Annotated in this window: 13 protein-coding genes and 2 pseudogenes; 3 read left to right on the forward strand and 12 right to left on the reverse strand. The window is 71.7% G+C overall.

The window, feature by feature from the left end; translation table 11 throughout:
• Positions 1-276: 276 nt before the first annotated feature.
• The 7 genes from MTQ10_RS06505 to MTQ10_RS06530 form a co-directional block, all read right to left on the reverse strand.
• Positions 277-1,269, reverse strand: coding sequence for a ParB N-terminal domain-containing protein (locus tag MTQ10_RS06505; RefSeq protein WP_247463188.1), 993 nt, complete (start codon positions 1,267-1,269; stop codon positions 277-279).
• A gap of 17 nt (positions 1,270-1,286) precedes the next feature.
• The gene (locus MTQ10_RS06510) at positions 1,287-2,999 is read right to left on the reverse strand and encodes a mobilization protein (protein ID WP_247463190.1); all 1,713 of its coding nucleotides are present in this window, start codon (positions 2,997-2,999) and stop codon (positions 1,287-1,289) included.
• Positions 2,996-3,556, reverse strand: coding sequence for a MobC family plasmid mobilization relaxosome protein (locus MTQ10_RS31430; protein ID WP_247463192.1), 561 nt, complete (start codon positions 3,554-3,556; stop codon positions 2,996-2,998). Before MTQ10_RS31430 ends, MTQ10_RS06510 begins: the two co-directional genes overlap by 4 nt.
• 219 nt (positions 3,557-3,775) lie before the next feature.
• Positions 3,776-4,393 (reverse strand): hypothetical protein, encoded by a 618-nt coding sequence (locus MTQ10_RS31435; RefSeq protein WP_308404546.1) that lies wholly within the window; start codon positions 4,391-4,393, stop codon positions 3,776-3,778.
• Between the two features lie 47 nt (positions 4,394-4,440).
• A complete protein-coding gene (locus MTQ10_RS31440) occupies positions 4,441-5,019 on the reverse strand; it encodes a hypothetical protein (RefSeq protein WP_308404547.1) in 579 nt (192 codons plus the stop codon).
• A gap of 280 nt (positions 5,020-5,299) precedes the next feature.
• Positions 5,300-6,841 (reverse strand): DnaB-like helicase N-terminal domain-containing protein, encoded by a 1,542-nt coding sequence (locus MTQ10_RS06525; RefSeq protein WP_247463194.1) that lies wholly within the window; start codon positions 6,839-6,841, stop codon positions 5,300-5,302.
• 566 nt (positions 6,842-7,407) lie between these two features.
• Positions 7,408-8,841: a recombinase family protein gene (locus MTQ10_RS06530; protein WP_247463196.1), complete on the reverse strand. Its 1,434-nt coding sequence runs from the start codon at positions 8,839-8,841 to the stop codon at positions 7,408-7,410.
• A gap of 29 nt (positions 8,842-8,870) precedes the next feature.
• Between MTQ10_RS06530 and MTQ10_RS06535 the strand changes: the two are divergent.
• Both MTQ10_RS06535 and MTQ10_RS06540 read left to right on the forward strand, forming a co-directional pair.
• Positions 8,871-9,551: pseudogene (locus tag MTQ10_RS06535) on the forward strand (LLM class flavin-dependent oxidoreductase); the annotation flags it as partial.
• Positions 9,552-9,775: 224 nt separating this feature from the next.
• Positions 9,776-10,663 (forward strand): HAD family hydrolase, encoded by an 888-nt coding sequence (locus MTQ10_RS06540; RefSeq protein WP_247463199.1) that lies wholly within the window; start codon positions 9,776-9,778, stop codon positions 10,661-10,663.
• 207 nt (positions 10,664-10,870) lie between these two features.
• On the opposite strand, the pseudogene MTQ10_RS06545 reads toward MTQ10_RS06540, so the two are convergent.
• The 4 genes and pseudogenes from MTQ10_RS06545 to MTQ10_RS06560 all read right to left on the reverse strand — a co-directional run bounded on the left by MTQ10_RS06545 (position 10,871) and on the right by MTQ10_RS06560 (position 18,162).
• Positions 10,871-11,930: pseudogene (locus MTQ10_RS06545) on the reverse strand (peptidoglycan DD-metalloendopeptidase family protein).
• Between the two features lie 124 nt (positions 11,931-12,054).
• On the reverse strand, positions 12,055-15,567 hold the full coding sequence (gene cydD, locus MTQ10_RS06550; RefSeq protein WP_247463201.1) for a thiol reductant ABC exporter subunit CydD: 3,513 nt from the start codon (positions 15,565-15,567) through the stop codon (positions 12,055-12,057).
• 61 nt (positions 15,568-15,628) lie between these two features.
• Positions 15,629-16,633 carry a cytochrome d ubiquinol oxidase subunit II gene (gene cydB / locus MTQ10_RS06555; RefSeq protein WP_247463202.1) on the reverse strand — a complete coding sequence of 335 codons (1,005 nt, stop codon included), beginning with the start codon at positions 16,631-16,633 and terminating at the stop codon, positions 15,629-15,631.
• A 20-nt stretch (positions 16,634-16,653) separates the two neighbouring features.
• The gene (locus MTQ10_RS06560) at positions 16,654-18,162 is read right to left on the reverse strand and encodes a cytochrome ubiquinol oxidase subunit I (RefSeq protein ID WP_247463204.1); all 1,509 of its coding nucleotides are present in this window, start codon (positions 18,160-18,162) and stop codon (positions 16,654-16,656) included.
• Between the two features lie 214 nt (positions 18,163-18,376).
• Between MTQ10_RS06560 and MTQ10_RS06565 the strand changes: the two genes are divergently transcribed.
• Complete coding sequence (locus MTQ10_RS06565; protein ID WP_247463208.1) at positions 18,377-18,760, forward strand: cyclophilin-like fold protein; 384 nt, start codon at positions 18,377-18,379, stop codon at positions 18,758-18,760.
• A 138-nt stretch (positions 18,761-18,898) separates the two neighbouring features.
• Here MTQ10_RS06565 and hisC read toward each other — a convergent pair whose 3' ends face one another.
• Positions 18,899-19,978: a histidinol-phosphate transaminase gene (hisC, locus tag MTQ10_RS06570; RefSeq protein ID WP_247463206.1), complete on the reverse strand. Its 1,080-nt coding sequence runs from the start codon at positions 19,976-19,978 to the stop codon at positions 18,899-18,901.
• Between the last annotated feature and the right edge of the window lie 251 nt (positions 19,979-20,229).

Below are 20,229 nucleotides of genomic sequence, written 5' to 3' on the forward strand. Positions count from 1 at the left end.
CGGCACCGATTACGCCGGTTTCGTGCCTGCCTCGGTGCCGGACACGTCTGGATGTTCTGCGTCACCTGCACGCTTCCGTGTTCGTCGATGCCGACAGCAACAGTCGACACCGAACAAGACAGCTTGCCGAGTGGGGAGATTGGCCAAGCAAGCTTGGGGACACCGCTGAGCACCGGTGCGGGAAGTTCGAAGAGCCCCATGAATGCGGAAGAGGTGGCGTAGGCGATCGCCCTCGGGACCCGCGTTTTCGCTCCGGCCCCGAGGGGGCGCTCTGGCTCAGTCCAGGCGGATCAAGCGCTGGGCGAGAGTGCGGGCCTCTGGCGGGAGAGCCTCTACGATCTCTCGCGCGTAGGCGCTGTCGGGTCGGGCGGCGAGGTCCCGGACGACGCCCCAGTTCTCCGCGATCCGTTCCATGGCCTGCCGTGCGCAATGGATGGCCTCCTGCCTGTGGGCCAGGAACTCTTCGGCGCGCTGGTGGGCCTGGTGCCAGGTGATGTCTCCCTGCTCGGCGAGTTGGGCCAGGGGCGGGGTGGTGTGGCCGTCTGCGAGGTGGAGTTCGTCGGCGTCGGCGATCTGATTCCGGATGCGGTTGTCCTCCTGTCGTTCCTCCAGCGTGGCGATGGCTTCGTCGAGGGTGAGGTGGCCTTCGGTGACGAGCTGGGCGAGGTCGGGGGCCCGCTCGCTGAGGCGGTCGCGCTTCTCCTGGAAGGCTGCGGCCTTCGCCTTATTCTCACGGGCGATGTCGTAGGCGGCGTCGAGCGGGTAGGCGCCGACGCGGACCTGTTCGGCGAGCTCGGGGGAATAGGTGAGGACGATGTTGGCGGCGGAGAGGCGGGTGCGGCTGAGGCTGTGGGTCTTGGCCAGGTCGCGCAGGGAGTGTCCCGAAACGGAACAGGCCATGGCGGTGATCATGGCCTGCTGCCCCTTGCTGAGGTGCCGGCGGTAGACGTTGCTGGAGAGGATGAACGCTCGGGGGTTGTCGCCGGTGTAGGTGGTGAAGCGCGGTTCGACGCTGGCGATCTCGCAGGCGGCGAGGCGGTTACGACCGTCGAGGAGGACACCGTCAGAGTCGACGACGATGGCCTTGCGAAGGCCCTCGTTCTTGATCGACTCGGCGAGGTCGAGCAGTTCGTCCTCGCTGAGCATCGGGAAGATGTCGGCGGCGGGGTGGATCTTCAGAGCGGGCTCCTTGCTGTCGGCTGCTGTGGGGTCGGCACTCTGCGGGTGCAATTCGGTGGTGTGGGCGGATGGCTGCCGGATGGCTGTCATAGGGCTCCTTGCGGCTATCAGCGGCTTCGGTGGCGTTGCTCGGCGGGGGTGATGGGCGCCGTGGCGGGTTGGGGGTCTCGTGCCTGGTGTGCGCTGGGTGCGGGCGCCATGGTGGAGCGGCGGCGGGCGGCTTCGGCGCGGGGGTTGGGTGCGGGGTTGCGGCTGGTGTGCTGGATGCGGGTGATCAGGACACGGGCGGGTTGGCGGGCGGTGGTGAGTTCACGCTTCTCGGCGGCCTCCTTGAGGAGCTGGTGGGGTTTGTGGCCGCCCGCTTCGGCGTCGGCGAGGACGGTGGCGAGGGCCGGCCAAGCGGGGTCGGTGAGGATGCGGTCGGCGTGGTCGGGGACGGCGGCCCGGACGTCGTGGGCGAGGGTCCGGCGGGCCTGGTCGTTCGGCCGGCGGGTGGCGAGGCTGTCGACGACGGGCGTGAGGGCGTGGTCGGCGGCGGTCTGGAGGTGGTGGAGGGTCTGGCGGGCGGCTTCGGCCTGGTGGGCGTGGTTCTTCGCTTCGTGCCAGCGGGCGGCGACGATCGTGGCCCAGACGAGGGCAGCGAGCAGGGTCGCCAGGGCGCTGCCGTCGGGGCCGGTGGCGGTGTGGGCAAGGTCGCGGGCCGCCTTGCGCAGGGTGTGGGCGGCCTGGTGCTCGGCGCGGATCTGGGAGCGCTGGGCGCGGACGAATGCCCGTGAGGCTGCTCGCAGTTCGGCGTGAACGTGGTTGGGGACTTTCTGGGCGGTGGCTTCGATGAGGTCGCCGAGCGCGGTGATGTGGGCCTGGGCGTGGGCGTCGTCGGCCATCCCCTGGTGGAGGGTGCCGAGGGCGTCGGTGGCCTGATGCCAGGGGGTGGCAGGCTGGTCACGGCGTGCGGTCGGGTGCTCCTCCGGCGCGGTCGTCTCCAGGCGGGCCCTGAGCTTGGGGAGGGTGAGGTCGGGGGCGATCTTTCCGCCGGGGTGGAAGATCTGTTCGCCGTCCTTGTTGAGGTCGCCGGGGCGGCCGACGGCGTAGCCGAGGAGGTCTCCGGACGGTCCGCGGCGGGGTTTGACCGCGATGCCGTCGGCTTCGAGGTAGGCGAGGAGTTCCTCCGCGCTGCTGGCGTGGGGGATGGCGGCGCGGATGCGGTCCTGGAGCCAGTCGCGGCTGGTCTGCTCCCAGCCGAGGCGCTCGGCCTTGTGCATCTCGGTCTGGCTGGGTGCGCGTCCGGCGGTGCGGTCGCCCTTCTTCAGCTGGCGTAGGCCGTAGTCGGTCTCGATCTGGCGGCAGGCGTCGCCGACGCGGATGCCGCTGTCGTGGAGCCTGGGGCGGCGGCCGTCCTCGCGGACGGTGGTGGCGAGGATGTGGATGTGGTCATCCGCGTGGCGTACGGCGATCCACCGGCAGGCCAGGTCGTCGCCGGGCGGGGCGATGCCAGCGGCTTCGACGATCCGCTGCGCGATCTCGGCCCACTCGGCGTCGGAGAGGTGGCGATCGGTGGGGGCCGTGCGGACGGGGCAGTGCCAGACGTGGTCGGTGACCTTCCTTCCGAACTCGCTGTTCCGAAGATGGACGGGCTCGTCAAGGTGGCGGGCGAGCTGGGTGAGGGTGGCGCTTTGGTCGCGGCCGGGGTCGGGCATGCCGAGCATGGCGAAGCCGGCGACGATGTGCGGGTCGGTGTGCTCGTCGTGGCGGCCGGGGCCGTAGAGGTAGGCGAGCAGGCCACGGGTGTTGGACCCGGCCGGTTTGATGGCGGCGATCACGCGGCCTGGTCCTTCCTGGATTCGGTCGGTTCGCGCAGGGCCTCGGCGATCAGCTCCAGCAGACGGTGCAGCTCGGCAAGACGGTGCCGGATATCGGGTGGGGTGAGGTCGCTGTTGAGGGCGCGGGCGATCTGGTTGACGTTGACGCCGATGCGGTTGAGCTCGCGCAGCACCTGGGCGCGGAACATGTGGGTGCGGCGGCGGTCCTCGGACAGCGGCAGGTTCGCCGTGAACCTGCCGGACACGAACGCGAGGACGATGTCGGCGGCGAAGCCGGATTCCCCCTTGTAGCCGTGCTCAACTGCGGCCTCCTGGAGAGCGTTGTGCTCGTCGCCGGTGAACCGAAGCGGTCCGACTCGGACGGTCCGCTTGGTGCCGGTGAAACGGCGGATCGTCGGCTGGACGCTCTGCACCGCTCGCTCGCCGGCTGTCGGTTCTGTGGGGGGTGCGGGGTGGAGGATCTGCTGCTGGACGGTGTGGAGCTCGTCCGGGTCGGGGCCGCCCTCGGTCCCGACCTCCCGGTCCGGCGCCCCCTGGCGTCGGGCCGTCTCCGCCACCCCCGGCGCGGAGATCCCCGAAGACCGGCCTTGAGTCGGACTCGGGGTACTACTGGCTCCGCCAGGAGCCGCCCGTCCGAACGCCAGCCGCAAACGGCACAGCAGCGTAGGCGACTTCGCCAGCGACGGCAGATCGTCGGAACGGTGATCGGCGTGGTGGGGGTCGTGCGTCACGATCGGGATCTCCGGGCGGGGGCGGGAAGATGGGCGAGGTGGTCGTCAGCCGTCTTGGGAGGCGCTCAGTTCGGCCTTGACCGCGCGGACGATGACGCCGGCGTCGTCGCTGGCGACCGTGTATCCGTCACCGCGTACGGCCTGCTCCAAGAGGTCGCGGGACAGGCGGCCGTGCTCGTCAAGGAGCCTGCGGGCGTAGGCGCGAAGGACGTCGGCGGTGGCGCGCGGTTTGCCGCTCGGCCGCTTCGGTTTCGACGTGGGGCGCTTGGCCGGTGGGGTACGCGAGCCGCTGTCCGAGGGTGACGGAACCGCCTCGTGCTGGCGGGCTGCCCGTTCCGGGCCGGAGTGGGCGGTGGGTTTCGGGCGGGCGGATTCCGGGCGGCTGCCCGGGTGGGGTTCCTCGTCGCCCGGATCTGACGGGTGCGGGCGGGCGCGGCCCTCTGCCCGCCCGTCCCGGTCCGCCCGCTCGTCGCCGTTCGCCCGGGAGTGGTCGGGCTGTGCTGTGCGCGGGCTGACAGGCTGCCCGGCGGGCGGGGTCCAGCGCCCGGGCAGGTCGATGGTGGCCAGGGCGGCTGCTTGGCGGCGGGTGGCGAGCTGGCGCAGCAGCTGCTCGTTGCGGAGCGGGTCGGCGTCGATGCCGGAGCGGGCCAGGGCCCTGGACAAGCGGCGCACGGCGCGTCGGCCCGCCCGCCCGGTGCGCTGCCCGGGCGTCACTCCGCGAGGCGGGCGGCCAGGGCGACGGCCCGCTGCGTGGCCCGGTCGCGGATGATCTCGGCGGCGCCCTGGTCCTGCTCGACGATCCCCAGGCGGGCGAGCAGCCGCTCGCGGGCCTGTCGTGTGAGGACGGCGGCGAGTCCGCGGGAGGCGGCGTCGGGGGTCCGCTGTCGCAGTTCGATGCCCATGGCCAGGTGCCACAGCACGGCGGCCATCACGGGGCCGGTGAAGGCGCGCACGGTGCCGCCGACGGGGCCGGCCTCGGCGTAGGCGGGGATGGTCTGCATGGCGGTGATCACCCAGACCAGGACTCCGGGCAGACCCGCCGTCTGCCGTGGCCCGTGCAGGTTCTGGCGGGCCATCAGCGCCATCGAGAACAGGGCGAGCTCGGCGGCGGCGAACATCGCGGTGCGCTCGGCGGTGTTGCGCATGTCAAGGTAGTGGGCGGCGAACCGCCAGCTCGTGTCCGCGCTGTAGGCGGTGCACACGAGCGCCGCCACGGTCGCGGCGACGACGGCGGCCGAGAGACGCCGCTTCCGATCGCGGGTGTGGCCTTGGCTGGATAGGGCCCTCATGCCCGCACTCCCGTCGCCGTGACGACGAGCTCTCGGGCGGTGCCGGCCTGGGGTGCGGTGACGAGCAAGGGTGGTTCTCCACGAGCTGTGAGGGCGGGGCGCTTACGCTGCCCCCTCTCCAAGGAGGGGGCAGCGCGTACGCGCCAAGGGTGTGAATGCGCCGTTCGATGGCACGTAGGCGTCTGATCTGCGGTTTCCCGAGATTCGTACGCGGCGAAGGCGGTGCGTACGCGCCCTCGGCGGTCCGGGGCGCGTACGGCACCGCGTACGGGTCCGCCGGTCAGGAAACGGCGGTCATGAGGCGGTTGACGGCCTTCCAGCGGGTCGCCTGGCCGCCCCCGGTGCCGCCGCCGGCACCGGTCTCCTGGGTGGCGTGTCCGCTCTTGGTGAGGTTCTCCAGGCGACGCCTCGCCCTGGCGATGTCCGCCGCGATGGGCTTCTCCTCGCCGGTGATCTGGGTGGCGAGCTGACGGGCGGTGAGCCCGTTCGCGCCCGCCTGCCGCAGGAGGGTCAGCGGGTCGAGGCTCGTGTCGACGCGCGAGGTGCCACGAGGGTGGTCGTGGATGATCGGCAGCGGGCCGATCTCGTCGTCGATCGTCTTGAGGTGGTGGAGGTGGACCACCGGGTCCCCTGCCGCGCCGCTGAGGAACAGGACGCTTCCCGCGCCGGCGGTGAACCAAGCCGAGCCGTAGACCTGGTCGAGGACAGGGCGCTGGGTGCGCGAGGCGTCGGGACCCTGCTTGCGCTGGTGGTGCAGTTCGAGAAGCTCGACGCCGTTGCGCAGGAGCTGCTGGCGGGCGTTGTTGTACGCGAGGCCGGCCTCGTCGTCGGTGAGCTTGCCGACCACGTCCTTGAGGCTGTCGATCACCACGGTGTCCGCCCCGTGTTCGGCGGCCAGCTCGGCGAGAAGCTGCGGCTCGGTGTTGAGCGAGGCGGGCAGCGGTCCCGACCAGAAGACCAGGCGCCGGCGCAGGATGTCCCGGTCGGCCTGGTGCACGACCCGGGTGAAGGCACGGGCGAGCTGGCTGGGCCGGTCCGCGGCGATGTAGAGGACCTTCTCGCCCTCGCGCACGGGCATGTCCAGGACCTGGGCGAGCAGGCCGAGGCGGGCGAGGACGATCTGCTGCGCGATCGTCGACTTTCCGACGCCTGGTGGCCCGACGAGCATCAGGCTCTCACCCGAGGCCCATGCCGCTTTTCCCGGCGTCCCCCACACGGGCTCGGTGGTGGCGGGGGTGTCGGTGACGAAGGACCAGCCGTCCACGGCGTACCGCTGGAGCCGTCCGCCCGAGCTGCGGCGGGCGCGGTCGGCGGCCTCGCTCAGCGACGCCGCCAGCAGGCTTCGTACCTCGGCCGGGTCGGCTCCCGGCGCTGTGGCGCCCTGGAGCACGCGGACCGCCGTGGCCTGCAGGACGCGCAGGTCGGCGTGGCCGCGGATGATGTCCGCGTAGTACGAGGCGCCCGACCCCACGGCCGCCGAGGTCGCCAGGGAGTGCAGGTACTGGGGGCCGCCGACGCGCGTGAGGTCACCCGTGGACTTCAGCCGGTGGGACAGGGCGATCGCGTCGGTCGGCGCTTCCTGCCTGCGCAGCTCCAGCAGGGCGTGCCAGATCGTGGTGTGCGCGGGCCGGAAGAAGTCACCCGGCTCCAGCACCTGCCGGACCTCGTCGATGACCGCGCCCTGGAACATGCAGGCCCCGAGTACGGCTGCCTCGGCCTCCGCGTCGTGGGGCGGGGTGGCCGAGACGCCGATCGCGTCCTGCGGGCCGGGGTGAGGGTGAGTGAATGGTGCTTGCCACTGCGGGGTCGTACCCTGGGGCACAGAGCTTCCTTGTCTCGGGCCGATACGGACTGGCAGGTCCCGGCACCGTGTAGATCGTTTTGGGCGGTCGTCTTGGGAGTCGCTGCGGCCTTGGTGCTCCAACACCGGGGCCGCTTCTCTGTACGGGGTCTCAGGCAGCCTTCTCGTACCGCGATCCGGTCATCAGGTCGGCCAGCCGTGCCGCGCTGTGCGGGCTGATCGTCGTGGTGAATCCGGCGCAGACACGTCGCAGGGCCTGAGCTCGGGCTTCCTCCTGTCGCGCGGCTCGGGTCGTCGTGGGGGTGGTCGGTGCTGTGCTTGCCTCGGGCAGCAGGCGCACGGGCAGCTCCTCGTGGGCGGTGCGGGGATGGCAGTCCCCGCACCGCGCGGGTCGTCGGGCGGTCGGTACATCGCGCCGCCTCCGAGTGCTCCAACACCCGGGGACGTGCATGCCGCCGGCGGACGACTGGCAGGTCGACCGCCGCAGCAGTGCCCCCAAGGATCCAGAGAATTCCCGGTTTACCTAACCGGCGATTTGCTGCTATGTTTCCGCCCGCCGTGAGCGGCGCCGCCCCATCGAGCAGCCCTCAGAGCTGGTTCTGCTCGATGTCGATGCGGTCCCAGTCGAAGACTCCGCTCGGCTTGCTCGACGCGTCGATGACCACACCGGAGAAGAGGAAGCGGAGCACCGCGTTGCGCCGCTCGTCCGTCATCTCGTCGGCCTCCCAGGCAGCTCTGGCCCCCGGCCCCGTGAGCCCGTCGAGCAGCTTCACCGGCCGCACGACCATCCGCCGCTGGGCCTTGGCGATCCGGTCGGTGATCTCCTTGCGCATCGCCCGGTACTCCGCCGTGGAGATCTCCTTGGCGGTCCACATCTGGTTGAGCTCGGCGAGCTGCTGCTGGTCCGCCTCCACCGCCTCGGTCAGGGCGTTCGTGGGTGTGGCGGAGGCGAGTTGGCCTGAGACGGTGAGTCGGCCGAGCAGGTCGATCGCGGCCTCGGTGACGAACTCCTCCAGCTTCACAGCGGCGATGCGGCGGACGCACTTCTTGTCGTCGTTGCGGCTCTTGCGCGTGCACAGGTACGAGGGCGCAGCACCGACCTTGGTGCCGGACATGAGAGTGCCGCAGCGCCCGCACATGACCAGGCCGCGCAGCAGGTAGAAGCGGCGCAGCTCCAGGTTGGTCTGGTGGATCGCGGACCGGTACTCACGGCGGGCGCGCACCTCGGCCCAGGTGCCGGCGTCGATGATGGCGGGCCACTTCCCGGGGCCGACCTCCTCGCCCCGGTGCATGCGGATGCCAGCGGCGTGGCGGGAGTCGAGCAGGGCCCGGACGGTGCCCTGGGTCCACTCCTTGCCGTACACGGTCTTGATGCCGCGCTTGTGGAGGACGAGGGCGATGGAGACCGGGCTCTGGCCCTTGAGGTAGCGGTCGAAGACCTCGCGGACGATCTCGGCCTCGTCCTCCCTGACGGTCATGCCGTCGGGCTCGTACCCGAACCGCCGCTTGCCCGAGTGCGGCATGCCGGTCTCGGCCCGCTCCGCGAGCGCGGACTTCAGGCGGCGGGAGGTGTCGTCGGAGGAGCGGCAGGCGTGGGCGACCTCGATGCGGAGGATGAATCGGTCGTCGGGGTCGGAGAGGTTGCGGCGGTTCGCCTCGCCGTGCAGCACGATTTCCTGCTCGTCGGAGACCTGGAGCAGCTCCTCCAGGTCGCGCGGCTGTCGCATGAGCCGGTCGGGGTGGTACGCGATGATGTGCCGGAACTCGCGACGCCGGGCTCGTTCGAGGAGCTGGTCCCAGCCGGGGCGCTTGCGGTTGCGCCGCCAGGCGGAGCGGCTGTTGTCGACGAAGACATGGGCGGGGTCGATGGCCAGGCCGCGCCGCTCGGCGATCTCCCGGCAGATGCGTTCCTGCCGGTCGACGCCGGTCTGGTCGTCATCGTCGGCCTGGGATATTCGGCAGTACAGGGCGGCCGGTTCACCTGGGGTGATGGTCGGCTCTCGGCGTTTGGGGCGGGGCATGGCACCGATGGTATGAGCATGGGTTGGGCTCGCCGAACTTCCGGCACCCGGTGACCCTCGCCAAGGAGCTGATCTCCCTCGACGACATCTCCGGCGGTCGCGTCACCCTCGGCATCGGCGCGGGCGGCACCGGCTTCGACGCCAGCACGCTCGGCCAGGAGCCGTGGAGCCCGAAGGAGCGCGCCGACCGGCTCGCCGAGTTCGTGCCGCTGCTCGACCGGCTGCTCACCGAGGACGCGGTGACGCACGAGGGCACGTACTACTCGGCGCACGAGGCCCGCAACATCCCCGGCTGTGTGCAGCGGCCCCGGCTGCCCTTCGCGGTGGCCGCCACGGGCCCGCGCGGCATGCGGCTGGCGGCCCGGCACGGGCAGGCGTGGGTGACCACCGGTGACCCCAAGCTGTACGAGAACGGCACCCCTGAGCAGTCCGTCGAGGCCCTGCGCGGGCAGATCGCCAAGCTCGGCGCGGCCTGCGCGGAGGCCGGGCGGGACGCGGCGGAGCTGGACAAGATCCTGCTCACCGGGTTCACCCCCGACCGCGGGCGTCCGCTGGAGTCGCTGGACGCGTTCGTCGACTTCGCGGGACGCCATCAGGAGCTGGGCTTCACCGAGATCGTCGTCCACTGGCCCATCCCCGACTCCGATTTCGCCGCCGATCAGAAGGTCTTCGAGCAGATCGCCATGGAGGCCGTGGCGCAGCTCGGCTGAGCGCGGCCGGCGAGCAGTCGGGCCGGCGGCCCGGCGGGCCGAGGGACGAGTGGCCCGGCGAGCCGAGGGGCCCGGCGGCCCGAGGGGCCGAGGGACGAGTGGCCCGGCGAGCCGAGGGGCCGAGAGGCCGAGGGGCGAGCGGCCGGCCGAGTGGCCGAACCGCATGGCCTCGCCCATGGGGTAATCCCTCAGATGTGCGGACTCCCGCACGGGCGTGCGGGCATATGCGGGAGAATGGCCGGGTGACCTCAGCGACTCGACAGCCCGAGACCCCGGCCTCCACTGTTCCGCCGCGTCTGATCGCCACCGACCTGGACGGCACGCTGCTGCGCGACGACAAGTCGGTGTCCCCGCGGACGGTCGCCGCCCTGGCCGCGGCCGAGGAGGCCGGTATCGAGGTCTTCTTCGTCACCGGCCGCCCCGCCCGCTGGATGGACGTCGTCAGCGACCATGTCCACGGCCACGGCCTGGCCATCTGCGGCAACGGCGCCGCCGTGGTCGACCTGCACGGCGGCCCCGGCGCCCACCGCTTCGTCAAGGTGCGGGAACTCGCCCGGGACAACGCCCTCGACGCCGTACGGCTTCTGCGGGAGGCCGCACCGGGCACGGTGTACGCGATCGAGCAGACGTACGGCTTCAACCAGGAGCCGGACTATCCCAAGCTGCACATGGAGATCCCGGACATCCTCATGCCCGCCGAGGAGCTGCTGGGCGCCGACGGGCCCCTGCCCGACGAACCCGTGCTGAAGATCCTCGCCTACCACCCCACGCTCGACCCGGACGCCTTCCTGACCGTGGCCCGCCTCGCCCTCGGCGACCGCGCCAACGTCACCCGCTCCAGCCCCAGCGCCCTGCTGGAGATCAGCGGCCCCGGGGTCTCCAAGGCCAGCACCCTCGCCCTGTGCTGCGCCGAGCGCGGCATCTCCCACGAGCAGGTCGTCGCGTTCGGGGACATGCCCAACGACGTCGAGATGCTCACCTGGGCCGGCCGCTCCTACGCCATGGGCAACGCCCACCCCGAGGCGCTCGCGGCGGCATCCGGGCAGACGGTGGCCAACAACGACGACGGTGTGGCCGTCGTGATCGAGCAGCTGCTGGCCGAGCTGCCGTAGAGGGGCGCACCGCGGCTGAGCGTCCCGGCCGCCGCGCGGTGGGGCTCCGGGCGTCCCGCGCGGTGACAGGGCTGCCGCAGCCGGGCGGCGAGACCCGCCTCGACAGCCGCGCCGCCGCGCTCCTCGCCTCCGCCTTCGGCTCCTGGGCGGACTTCTCCGCCCGCTGCACGCCCGAGCCGGCCGTCGCGGCCCGGCGGCCCGGTGCGGTCAGCCCACCGGCACCCCGCGCTGCGCCAGCCACTCCACCGGGTCGAGCGACGACCCCCACTCCGGCGTCACCCGCACCTCGAAGTGCAGATGCGGGCCGGTCGAGTTGCCGCTCGTGCCGGACTGCCCGACCCACTGTCCGGCCAGCACCCGCTCCCCCTGGTCCACGGTCACCGCCGCCAGATGGGCGTACTGCGTGTAGTAGCCGCCCGGATGCTGCACCACGACCTCGATACCGAAGGCACCCCCGCACGAGACCCGCACCACCCGGCCCGCGCCCACCGCCCGCACCGGCGTGCCGATCGGCACGGCGAAGTCCTGCCCGGTGTGCCCCCGCGCCCACCGCGAACCGCCGCTGCCGAAGCCCGCCGACAGCTCGTACGACTCCACCGGTGCCACCCACGCGCGCGTGCCGTCCAGCGGCGGCTGGTCCAGCCGTACGGCACCCCGGCAGCTGCCCGCCGCCACCGCGCTGTCCGCCTCCCCCTGCAACCGCCGACGCGCCTGCTCCAGCTTGTCGTCGATCTCCTTCTTCAGCGCGGCGAGCTCACCGCTGCGGCGCTCCAGCGCCTGCCACGCCGACCGTGCCTTCGCCCGGTCCGCCGCGAGCCGCGCCTCGGCCCTGTGGCTCTTCTCGATGGCGTTGTTCACGGCCAGCTGCGTCTGGGAGAAGACGTGCTGCCCGCGCATCAGCTGATCCGGTGTCTCCGCGAGGAGAATCTGCGCCGTCAGCGGCAGCCCGCCACCGCTGCGGTACTGGGCCCGCGCGATACGCCCCAGATCCTCACGGAGGGCCGCCGACTCCCGCCGCTCACGCGCCAGCAGCTCCTCGTACCGCTCCGCCTGCGCCCGCTGCACCTCCGCGTCCCGCCGTCCCGCCTCGTACCGCTGCGTCGCCACAGCCGCGTCCTGGTACAGGCGCACCACCTGCGCGCTGAGCCCCCCCGCCGCCCGGATCGTCGCCCGGATCTCCCTCGGCCGACGTGGGACGCGCCGCGAGAAACACCAGCGCGCACAGCAGCGCCGGGACGAGCAGCGGGTGACGGCGAAGTGAGCGCATGTCAGCGATCGTGGCCCGCCCCGCGCGGCCGGGTCCTGTTCGAGTCGTGCACCTGGGGGACGTACCGCCACGGATGGCGCAAGAACCGCACCTGCCCGCATGCCTGACAGCCCGTCGGGCCGGATCACGCCGCGAGCAGCTCCCCGGCCGCCGCCTCCCGCTCGGCCATCCTGCGCAACGGGCCGTCCACGGCGGCCAGTTCGGCGTAGCGGCCCCGCTGCACGACCCGGCCCGCGTCCAGGACCAGCACCTCGTCCACCGCGTCCAGCCCCGCCAGCCGGTGCGTGATGAGCAGCGTCGTACGGCCCTCGGTGGCGGCCAGCAGATCGGCGGTCAGCGCGTCCGCCGTCGGCAGGTCCAGATGCTCGGCCGGCTCGTCCAGCACCAGCACCGGGAAGTCCGCGAGCAGCGCCCGAGCCAGCGCCAGCCGCTGCCGCTGCCCGCCCGACAGCCGGGCCCCGTGCTCACCGACCAGTGTGTCCAGGCCGTCCGGCAGACCGTCCACCCACTCCAGCAGCCGCGCGCGGGCCAGCACGCCCCGCAGCTCCTCCTCCGTGGCGTCCTTCTTCGCCAGCAGCAGGTTCTCGCGCAGCGTGCTGTCGAACAGATGCGCGTCCTGCGCGCACAGCCCGACGATCCGGCGCACGGCATCGCCGTCGAGGCTGTCCGCAGCGACACCGCCCACCGTGTACCGGCCGGCGCTCGCGTCCAGGAAACGCAGCAGCACCTGCGCCAGCGTCGTCTTGCCCGCCCCCGAGGCGCCCAGCACGGCCACCCTGCGGCCTCGCCCGAGCGTCAGGTCCACCCCGGCGAGCGCGTCCCGCTCCTGCCCGGCGTGACGGGCCGTCAGCCCCTCCAGGACGACCGGGAAGGGGTCCGTGGGCGGCTGCGCGGGCTGCTGCGGCTCCCGCACCGGCTCGGGGGAGTCCAGTACGTCGTACACGCGCTCGGCGCTCCTGCGTACCCGCTGCCGGTACTGCACGGCGAGCGGCAGGCCCAGCACGGCCTCGAACGCAGCCAGGGGAGTGAGTACGACCACGGCAAGCAGCACACCGTCCAGCCGGCCGTCGGCCACCGCCCGCGCCCCGGTCAGCGCGGCCCCGGCGACGGTGAGACCGGACACCAGCGCGGTGAGCCCGTCGCCCAGCGCGGTGGCGGTGGCGGCGCGCGACGCGATCCGGGTGAGCACTGAGTCGGCCCGCCGCGTCTCGGCCTCCCGCGAGGGCAGCGCGCCCGCCACGGTCAGTTCTGCCGTGCCGGTGAGCAGGTCGGTGACCCGGGTGGCGAGCTGCCCCCGGGCCGGGGCCAGCCGGCGCTCGGCGTGCCGCGCGACCGCGCCCGTCAGCAGCGGCACCCCCAGCCCCGCCGCGAGGAGACCGGCAGCGAGGACCGCGCCCGCCTCGGGCAGCAGCCAGGCGGTGAAGCCGACGGACACCGCGCTGACGGCCACTGCGGCGCCCGCGGGCAGCAGCCATCGCAGCCAGTAGTCCTGGAGGGCGTCCACATCGGCCACGAGTCGCGTCAGCAGATCGCCGCGTCGGGTGCCGCGCAACCCGGCGGGTGCCAGCCGCTCCAGGCGGCGGTAGACGGCGACGCGGGTCTCTGCCAGCGTCCTCAGCACGGCGTCATGGGAGACGAGCCGCTCGGCGTAGCGGAACACGGACCGTCCGATGCCGAAGGCGCGCGTCGCCGTGACGGCCACCATCAGATACAGCACGGGCGGCTGCTGGGCGGCGCGGGAGATCAGCCAGCCGGACGTCGCCATCAGACCGACGGCGCTGCCCAGCGCGAGGCTGCCCAGCAGCAGCGCCAGCGCCATCCGGCCGCGGCGGGCACCGGACAGGGCGCGGACCCGGCGCAGGACATCGGAGCGGGCGCCCGCTCCCGGAGCCTGGTCGGATGCCGGTTCGGGGCGGTCCGCTGCGGTGTCCGTCGGGGATCCGGCGGCCTGTGCCTCGCGCGGTCCGGCCGGGGCGGGCACAGGGACGGCCGTGCCTTCCGCTGTGCCGGCGGGCTCCAGCCTCACGACCCGGTCCGCGACGGCGAGCAGCGCCGGACGGTGCACGACGAGCAGCACCGTGCGGCCGACGGCGAGCCGCCGTACCGCCTCGACGATGTCCGCCTCGGTACGGCCGTCCAGCGCGGCCGTGGGTTCGTCGAGCAGCAGCACCGGCCGGTCCGCGAGGAACGCGCGGGCCAGCGCCAGCCGCTGCCGCTGCCCCGCGGACAGACCGGCCCCGTCCTCACCGAGCACCGTCCGTGGCCCGTCGGGCAGCGCGTCGACGAACTCCAGCGCCCCGGCGTCCGCGAGCGCCTGCCGTACGGCGCTGTCATCGGCTTCGGGGCGCGCCAGCCGCACGTTCTCCGCGATCGTCCCGGCGTACAAGTGGGGGCGCTGCGGTACCCAGGCGATGCGCGACCGCCACTGCTCCAGGTCGAGGTCGGCCAGGTCGGCGCCGCCGATGCGGACCCGCCCCTCGGCGGGCCGCACGAAGCCGAGCAGGACGTTCAGGAGCGTCGACTTGCCGGCGCCGCTGGGGCCGACGAGCGCCACGGTCTCCCCCGGCTCGACGCTGAACGACGCCTTCGTCACCGCGTCCGTGGACCGGCCGGGGTAGCGGACCGTCACGTCCTCGACGGTGATGCCGCCCGCGGGCACGGCGGCCGTGCCGGAGGCGGGCAGCGGTGTCTCGAGCACGGCGAAGATCTCCTCGGCGGCGGCCAGGCCCTCGGCCGCGGCGTGGTACTGCGCGCCGACCTGCCGCAGCGGGAGATAGGCCTCGGGTGCCAGTACCAGGACCACGAGGCCGTCGTAGAGGTCCATGTCGCCATGGACGAGCCGCATGCCGATGGTCACGGCGACCAGGGCCACCGAGACGGTCGACAACAACTCCAGCGCGAAGGAGGAGAGGAACGCGATCCGCAGCGTGCGCAGGGTGGCCTGCCGGTACTCGCCGGTGATACGGCGGATCGACTCGGCCTGTGCCTTGGCCCGCCCGAAGACCTTCAGGGTGGGCAGTCCGGCGACGACGTCGAGGAAGTGGCCCGAGAGCCGGGAGAGCAGCCTCCACTGACGGTCCATCCGGGCCTGCGTGGCCCAGCCGATCAGGACCATGAAGACGGGGATGAGCGGCAGTGTGGCGACGATGATGACGGCCGAGACCCAGTCGTCGGTGACGATCCGCGCCAGGACCGCCACCGGCACGACCACGGCGAGCCCCAGCTGGGGCAGATAGCGCGAGAAGTAGTCGTCCAGCGCGTCGATGCCACGAGTGGCGAGGGTCACCAGGGACCCGGTGCTCCGGCCGTCGAGCCGGTCAGGGCCGATCCGGGCCGCCCGCTCCAGCAGACGGCCTCGCAGCTCCGACTTGACGGCGGCGCTCGCCCGGTGGGCGGCGAGTTCGGTGAGCCAGCCGACCAGGCCACGGCCGCAGGCGACGGCGGCCAGGAGGAGCAGGGGAGTGCGCAGGCCGGAGACCGACTGGCCGTGCTGGAAGGCTCCGACGACCACATCGGCGATGAGCATGGCCTGTGCGATCACCAGACCCGCGCCGAGCATGCCCAGGCCGACGACCGCGGCCAGGAAGACACGGGTGGCGCGGGCGTACCGGACAAGGCGCGGGTCGATCGGTTTCACGTGGAACAGGCCCTTCGGTCCAAGGGGTGTGTTTCACGTGAAACACACCCCGGTGGCGGACTCAGTGAGCGGCTTCGGCGATGTGCTGCGTGCCGATCCGCTTGCGGAACACCCAGTACGTCCAGCCCTGGTAGAGGAGCACGAGCGGTGTGGCGATCCCGGCACACCAGGTCATGATCTTCAGGGTGTACGGGCTCGACGAGGCGTTGGTCACCGTGAGGCTCCACTCCTCGTTCAGGGTGGACGGCATGACGTTCGGGAAGAGCGTCAGGAACAGCATCGCCACGGCGGCCACGATGGTCAGGCCGGACAGGGCGAACGACCATCCTTCGCGGCCTGCCTGATTGGCCACCAGGGCCGCGACCAGGGCTGCGACCGCGACGACCAGCGCGACCAGGCTCTGGGGGTCGCCGCTGTCGATCTGGGTCCACCCCAGGAACAGCAGGGCCAGCACGGCGGTGAGCAGACCGATCCGGCCGGCCAGCCTGCGCGCTCGTTCCCGGATCTCACCGACGGTCTTGAGCGCCGTGAAGACCGCTCCGTGGAAGGTGAACAGCGTCAGGGTCACCACTCCGCCGAGCAGGGCGTACGGGTTGAGCAGGTCCCAGACGTTCCCCACGTACTCCAGGTTCTGGTCGATCTTGACGCCGCGCACGATGTTTCCGAAGGCCACGCCCCACAGGAACGCGGGGATCAGCGAGGTCCAGAAGATCGCCGTCTCCCAGTTGCGCTGCCAGTGCTCCTCGGGCCGCTTCGCCCGGTACTCGAAGGCGACACCGCGCACGATCAGGCAGACCAGGATGACCAGCAGCGGCAGATAGAAGCCGGAGAAGAGCGTGGCGTACCACTCGGGGAAGGCAGCGAACGTGGCGCCGCCCGCGGTGAGCAGCCAGACCTCGTTGCCGTCCCAGACCGGGCCGATCGTGTTGATCAGCACACGCCGCTCGGGCCGGTCGCGCGCCAGGACCTTGGTGAGGACGCCGACCCCGAAGTCGAATCCCTCGAGGAAGAAGTAGCCGGTCCACAGGACGGCGATCAGGACGAACCAGACGTCGTGCAGTTCCATGACTGTGCAGCTCCCTCGGCCTAGTACGAGAAGGCCATCGGCTTGTCGGCGTCACGGGGGTCGCCGCCGATCTTCGTGGGCGGGTTCAGGTCGGCCTCGGTCAGCTCGGGCGGGCCGGCCTTGACGTACTTCACGAGCAGCTTGACCTCGACGACCGCGAGGATCGCGTACAGCGCGGTGAAGACGAGCATCGAGGTGAGGACCTCGCCCTGGGAGACGCCGGGGGAGACCGCGTCACGGGTCTGCAGGACGCCGTAGACGACCCACGGCTGGCGGCCCATCTCGGTGAAGATCCAGCCCCAGGAGTTGGCGATCAGCGGGAAGGCGAGGGTCCAGACGGCGATACGCCAGTACCAGACGGTGAGCTTCGGGCCGAGTGCCTTGTTCGGCAGGAGCACCAGATGCGGGACCTCGTCCTCACCGACCCTCAGATGCTGAGGCAGCAGGAACTTCTTGCGGGTGAGCCACAGTCCGGCCAGGCCGATCGCGAAGGATGCCATGCCGAAGCCGATCATCCAGCGGAAGCCCCAGTAGGCGACCGGGATGTTGGGCCGGTAGTCGCCGGGCCCGAACCTCTCCTGCTCGGCCTTGTTGACGTCGTTGATGCCGGGGACGTACGAGGTGAAGTCGTCGTTGGCGAGGAAGGACAGCAGGCCCGGGATCTCGATCGCGACGGTGTTGTGGCCCTTCTCGACGTCGCCGTAGGCGAAGACCGAGAACGGCGCGGGCTTCTCGCCGTCCCACAGGGCCTCGGCAGCGGCCATCTTCATCGGCTGCTGCTTGAACATGACCTTGCCGAGGACGTCTCCGCTGACCGCGGTGAGCAGACCGGCGATGACCACGGTGACCAGGCCCAGCCGCAGGGAGGTCTTCATCTCCCGGACGTGCTTCTTGCGCGCCAGATGGAAGGCGGCGATGCCGACCATGAAGGCGCCGCCGGTCAGGAAGGCCGCGGACAGGGTGTGAAACGCCTGGCTGAGCGCGGTGTTCTGGGTGAGGACCGCCCAGAAGTCGGTGAGCTCGGCCCGCCCCTTGTCCTTGTCGATGCGGTAGCCGACCGGGTGCTGCATCCAGGAGTTGGCCGCGAGGATGAAGTAGGCCGACAGGACCGTGCCGAGGGAGACCATCCAGATGCAGGCGAGGTGGATCTTCTTCGGCAGCTTGTCCCAGCCGAAGATCCACAGGCCGATGAAGGTGGACTCGAAGAAGAACGCGATCAGTGCCTCGAAGGCGAGCGGCGCCCCGAAGATGTCACCGACGAAGCGGGAGTAGTCCGACCAGTTCATGCCGAACTGGAACTCCTGCACGATGCCGGTGACGACACCCATCGCGATGTTGATCAGGAAGAGCTTGCCCCAGAACTTGGTCGCCCTGAGGTACTTCTCCTTCTCCGTGCGCACCCAGGCGGTCTGTAGACCGGCGGTGAGGGCGGCGAGGGAGATCGTCAGGGGGACGAACAGGAAGTGGTAGACGGTGGTGATGCCGAACTGCCAGCGCGCCAGTGTCTCGGGCGCCAATGCCAATTCCACGTCGCCTCTCCTTACATCGCCGTGGTACAGCGGCAGATTTGCCCCTTGTGTCCCGCACAACTACGGAGCAACCGGGACGCGCTTGTGAACGCGTTCACATTCACAAGCCATTATGACGCACTGATTTTCGGACGATGAAGGGGGGTCCCCCATGGCCGGCCCGGCACCCCCTTGGCAGCGACTTCAACATATTGTTGAATTGCGCGCCATGCAGATGTACAGCACGCGCATCCGGATCTCATGGCCGTCCGGCCATCTCACCGCCACCCTCGACGACACCCCGACCACCCGGGCCCTCGCCAAGGAGCTTCCGCTGGTCTCTGTGGCCCGCACCTGGGGAGAGGAGGTCTACTTCGACACCGGTGTCGGCGTTTCACGTGAAACGGACGCCCGCCAGGTCGTCGAGCCGGGCACAGTCGCCTTCTGGACCGACGGCGACTCCCTGGCCCTCCCCTACGGCCCCACACCGATCTCCCAGGGCGACGAATGCCGCCTCGCGAGCCCCTGCAACATCCTCGGCCGGCTCGACGGCGATCCCCGGCTGCTGGCGACGGTGCGCGACGGGGACCCGGTCCGGGTCGAGCTGATCGACGACTGACGGGCCCCACGCCGTACGCGTGAAGCCCGTCGGTGTCACCGGGTGCCGTGCCGGACGGTCCATGCCCCGCAGGCGCGACCCACAGGTGCGAGCCGAGGTGACCCGTAGATCCGGACGGCAGCCTCAGGGGCACAGACCTCAGATGTCCTTGCGGAAGTCCTCCGCCACCTTCAGGAAGATGTCGTTCGCCTCGCTCTCGCCGACCGTGACCCGCACACCCTCGCCGGGGAACGGCCGGACCACCACGCCCGCCTGCTCACACGCCTGAGCGAAGGGCATCGTGCGCTCCCCCAGCCGCAGCCAGACGAAGTTGGCCTGGGTCTCGGGCACCGTCCAGCCCTGGGCCCGCAGCGCGTCCACCACACGCGTCCGCTCGCACACCAGCGAGCCGACCCGGCCGAGCAGCTCGTCCTCGGCGCGCAGCGAGGCGACCGCCGCGTCCTGCGCCAGCTGGCTCACACCGAACGGGACCGCCGTCTTGCGCAGCGCCGCCGCCACCGGCTCGTGGGCGATGGCGAAGCCGACCCGCAGCCCGGCGAGGCCGTACGCCTTGGAGAAGGTGCGCAGCACGCAGACGTTCGGCCGGTCCCGGTACAGCTCCACGCCGTCGGGCACCTCGGCGTCACGGATGAACTCGCGGTACGCCTCGTCCAGCACCACCAGGACATCGCCCGGCACCCGGTCCAGGAACCGCTCCAGCTCGGCGCGCTTCACGACCGTGCCGGTGGGGTTGTTCGGGTTGCAGACGAAGATCAGCCGCGTGCGGTCGGTGATCGCGTCCGCCATCGCGTCGAGGTCGTGCACATCCCCCGGGGTCAGCGGCACCTGCACCGAGCGGGCCCCGCTGATCTGCGTGATGATCGGGTAGGCCTCGAAGGAACGCCAGGCGTAGATGACCTCGTCGCCCGGTCCGGCCGTCGCCTGGAGCAGCTGCTGGGCCACGCCCACCGAGCCGGTGCCGGTGGCGAGATGCGAGACCGGCACACCGAACCGCTCAGACAGCTCGTTCATCAGACCCGTGCAGGCCATGTCCGGGTAGCGGTTGAACGCGGCAGCCGCCGCGGTGACGCTCTCCATCACACCCGGCAGCGGCGGATACGGGTTCTCGTTGGAGGACAGCTTGTACGCCACCGGCCCCCCGGCCGCGGCCGGCTTGCCCGGCTTGTAGGTGGGGATACCCTCCAGCTCCGCGCGCAGCTTGGGGCTCGTCTCGCTCACCGCAGTCCTCCTCGCGACCCCCGGCGGCCTCGTCACCGCCGTCGGCATTCAATACTGCTCACCTTATGAGGATTCGGCCCTGCTGCGTACAGGTGCGCGGTAAAACCCGGGGCCCTGAGCACCGCCGGACACCGCGGCCGAGCACCGCCCCGGACCGCACGAGGGGCAGCGCGATGCCGGGCAGGGCGCGGCAGGGAGCCCCTTCCCCGGGGCGCCGGGGATCTCCTCGCCCCCGCCCTCGGATGTCGTCC

This window comes from Streptomyces sp. XM83C (assembly GCF_023072675.1).
Lineage (GTDB): Bacteria > Actinomycetota > Actinomycetes > Streptomycetales > Streptomycetaceae > Streptomyces > Streptomyces thermocoprophilus.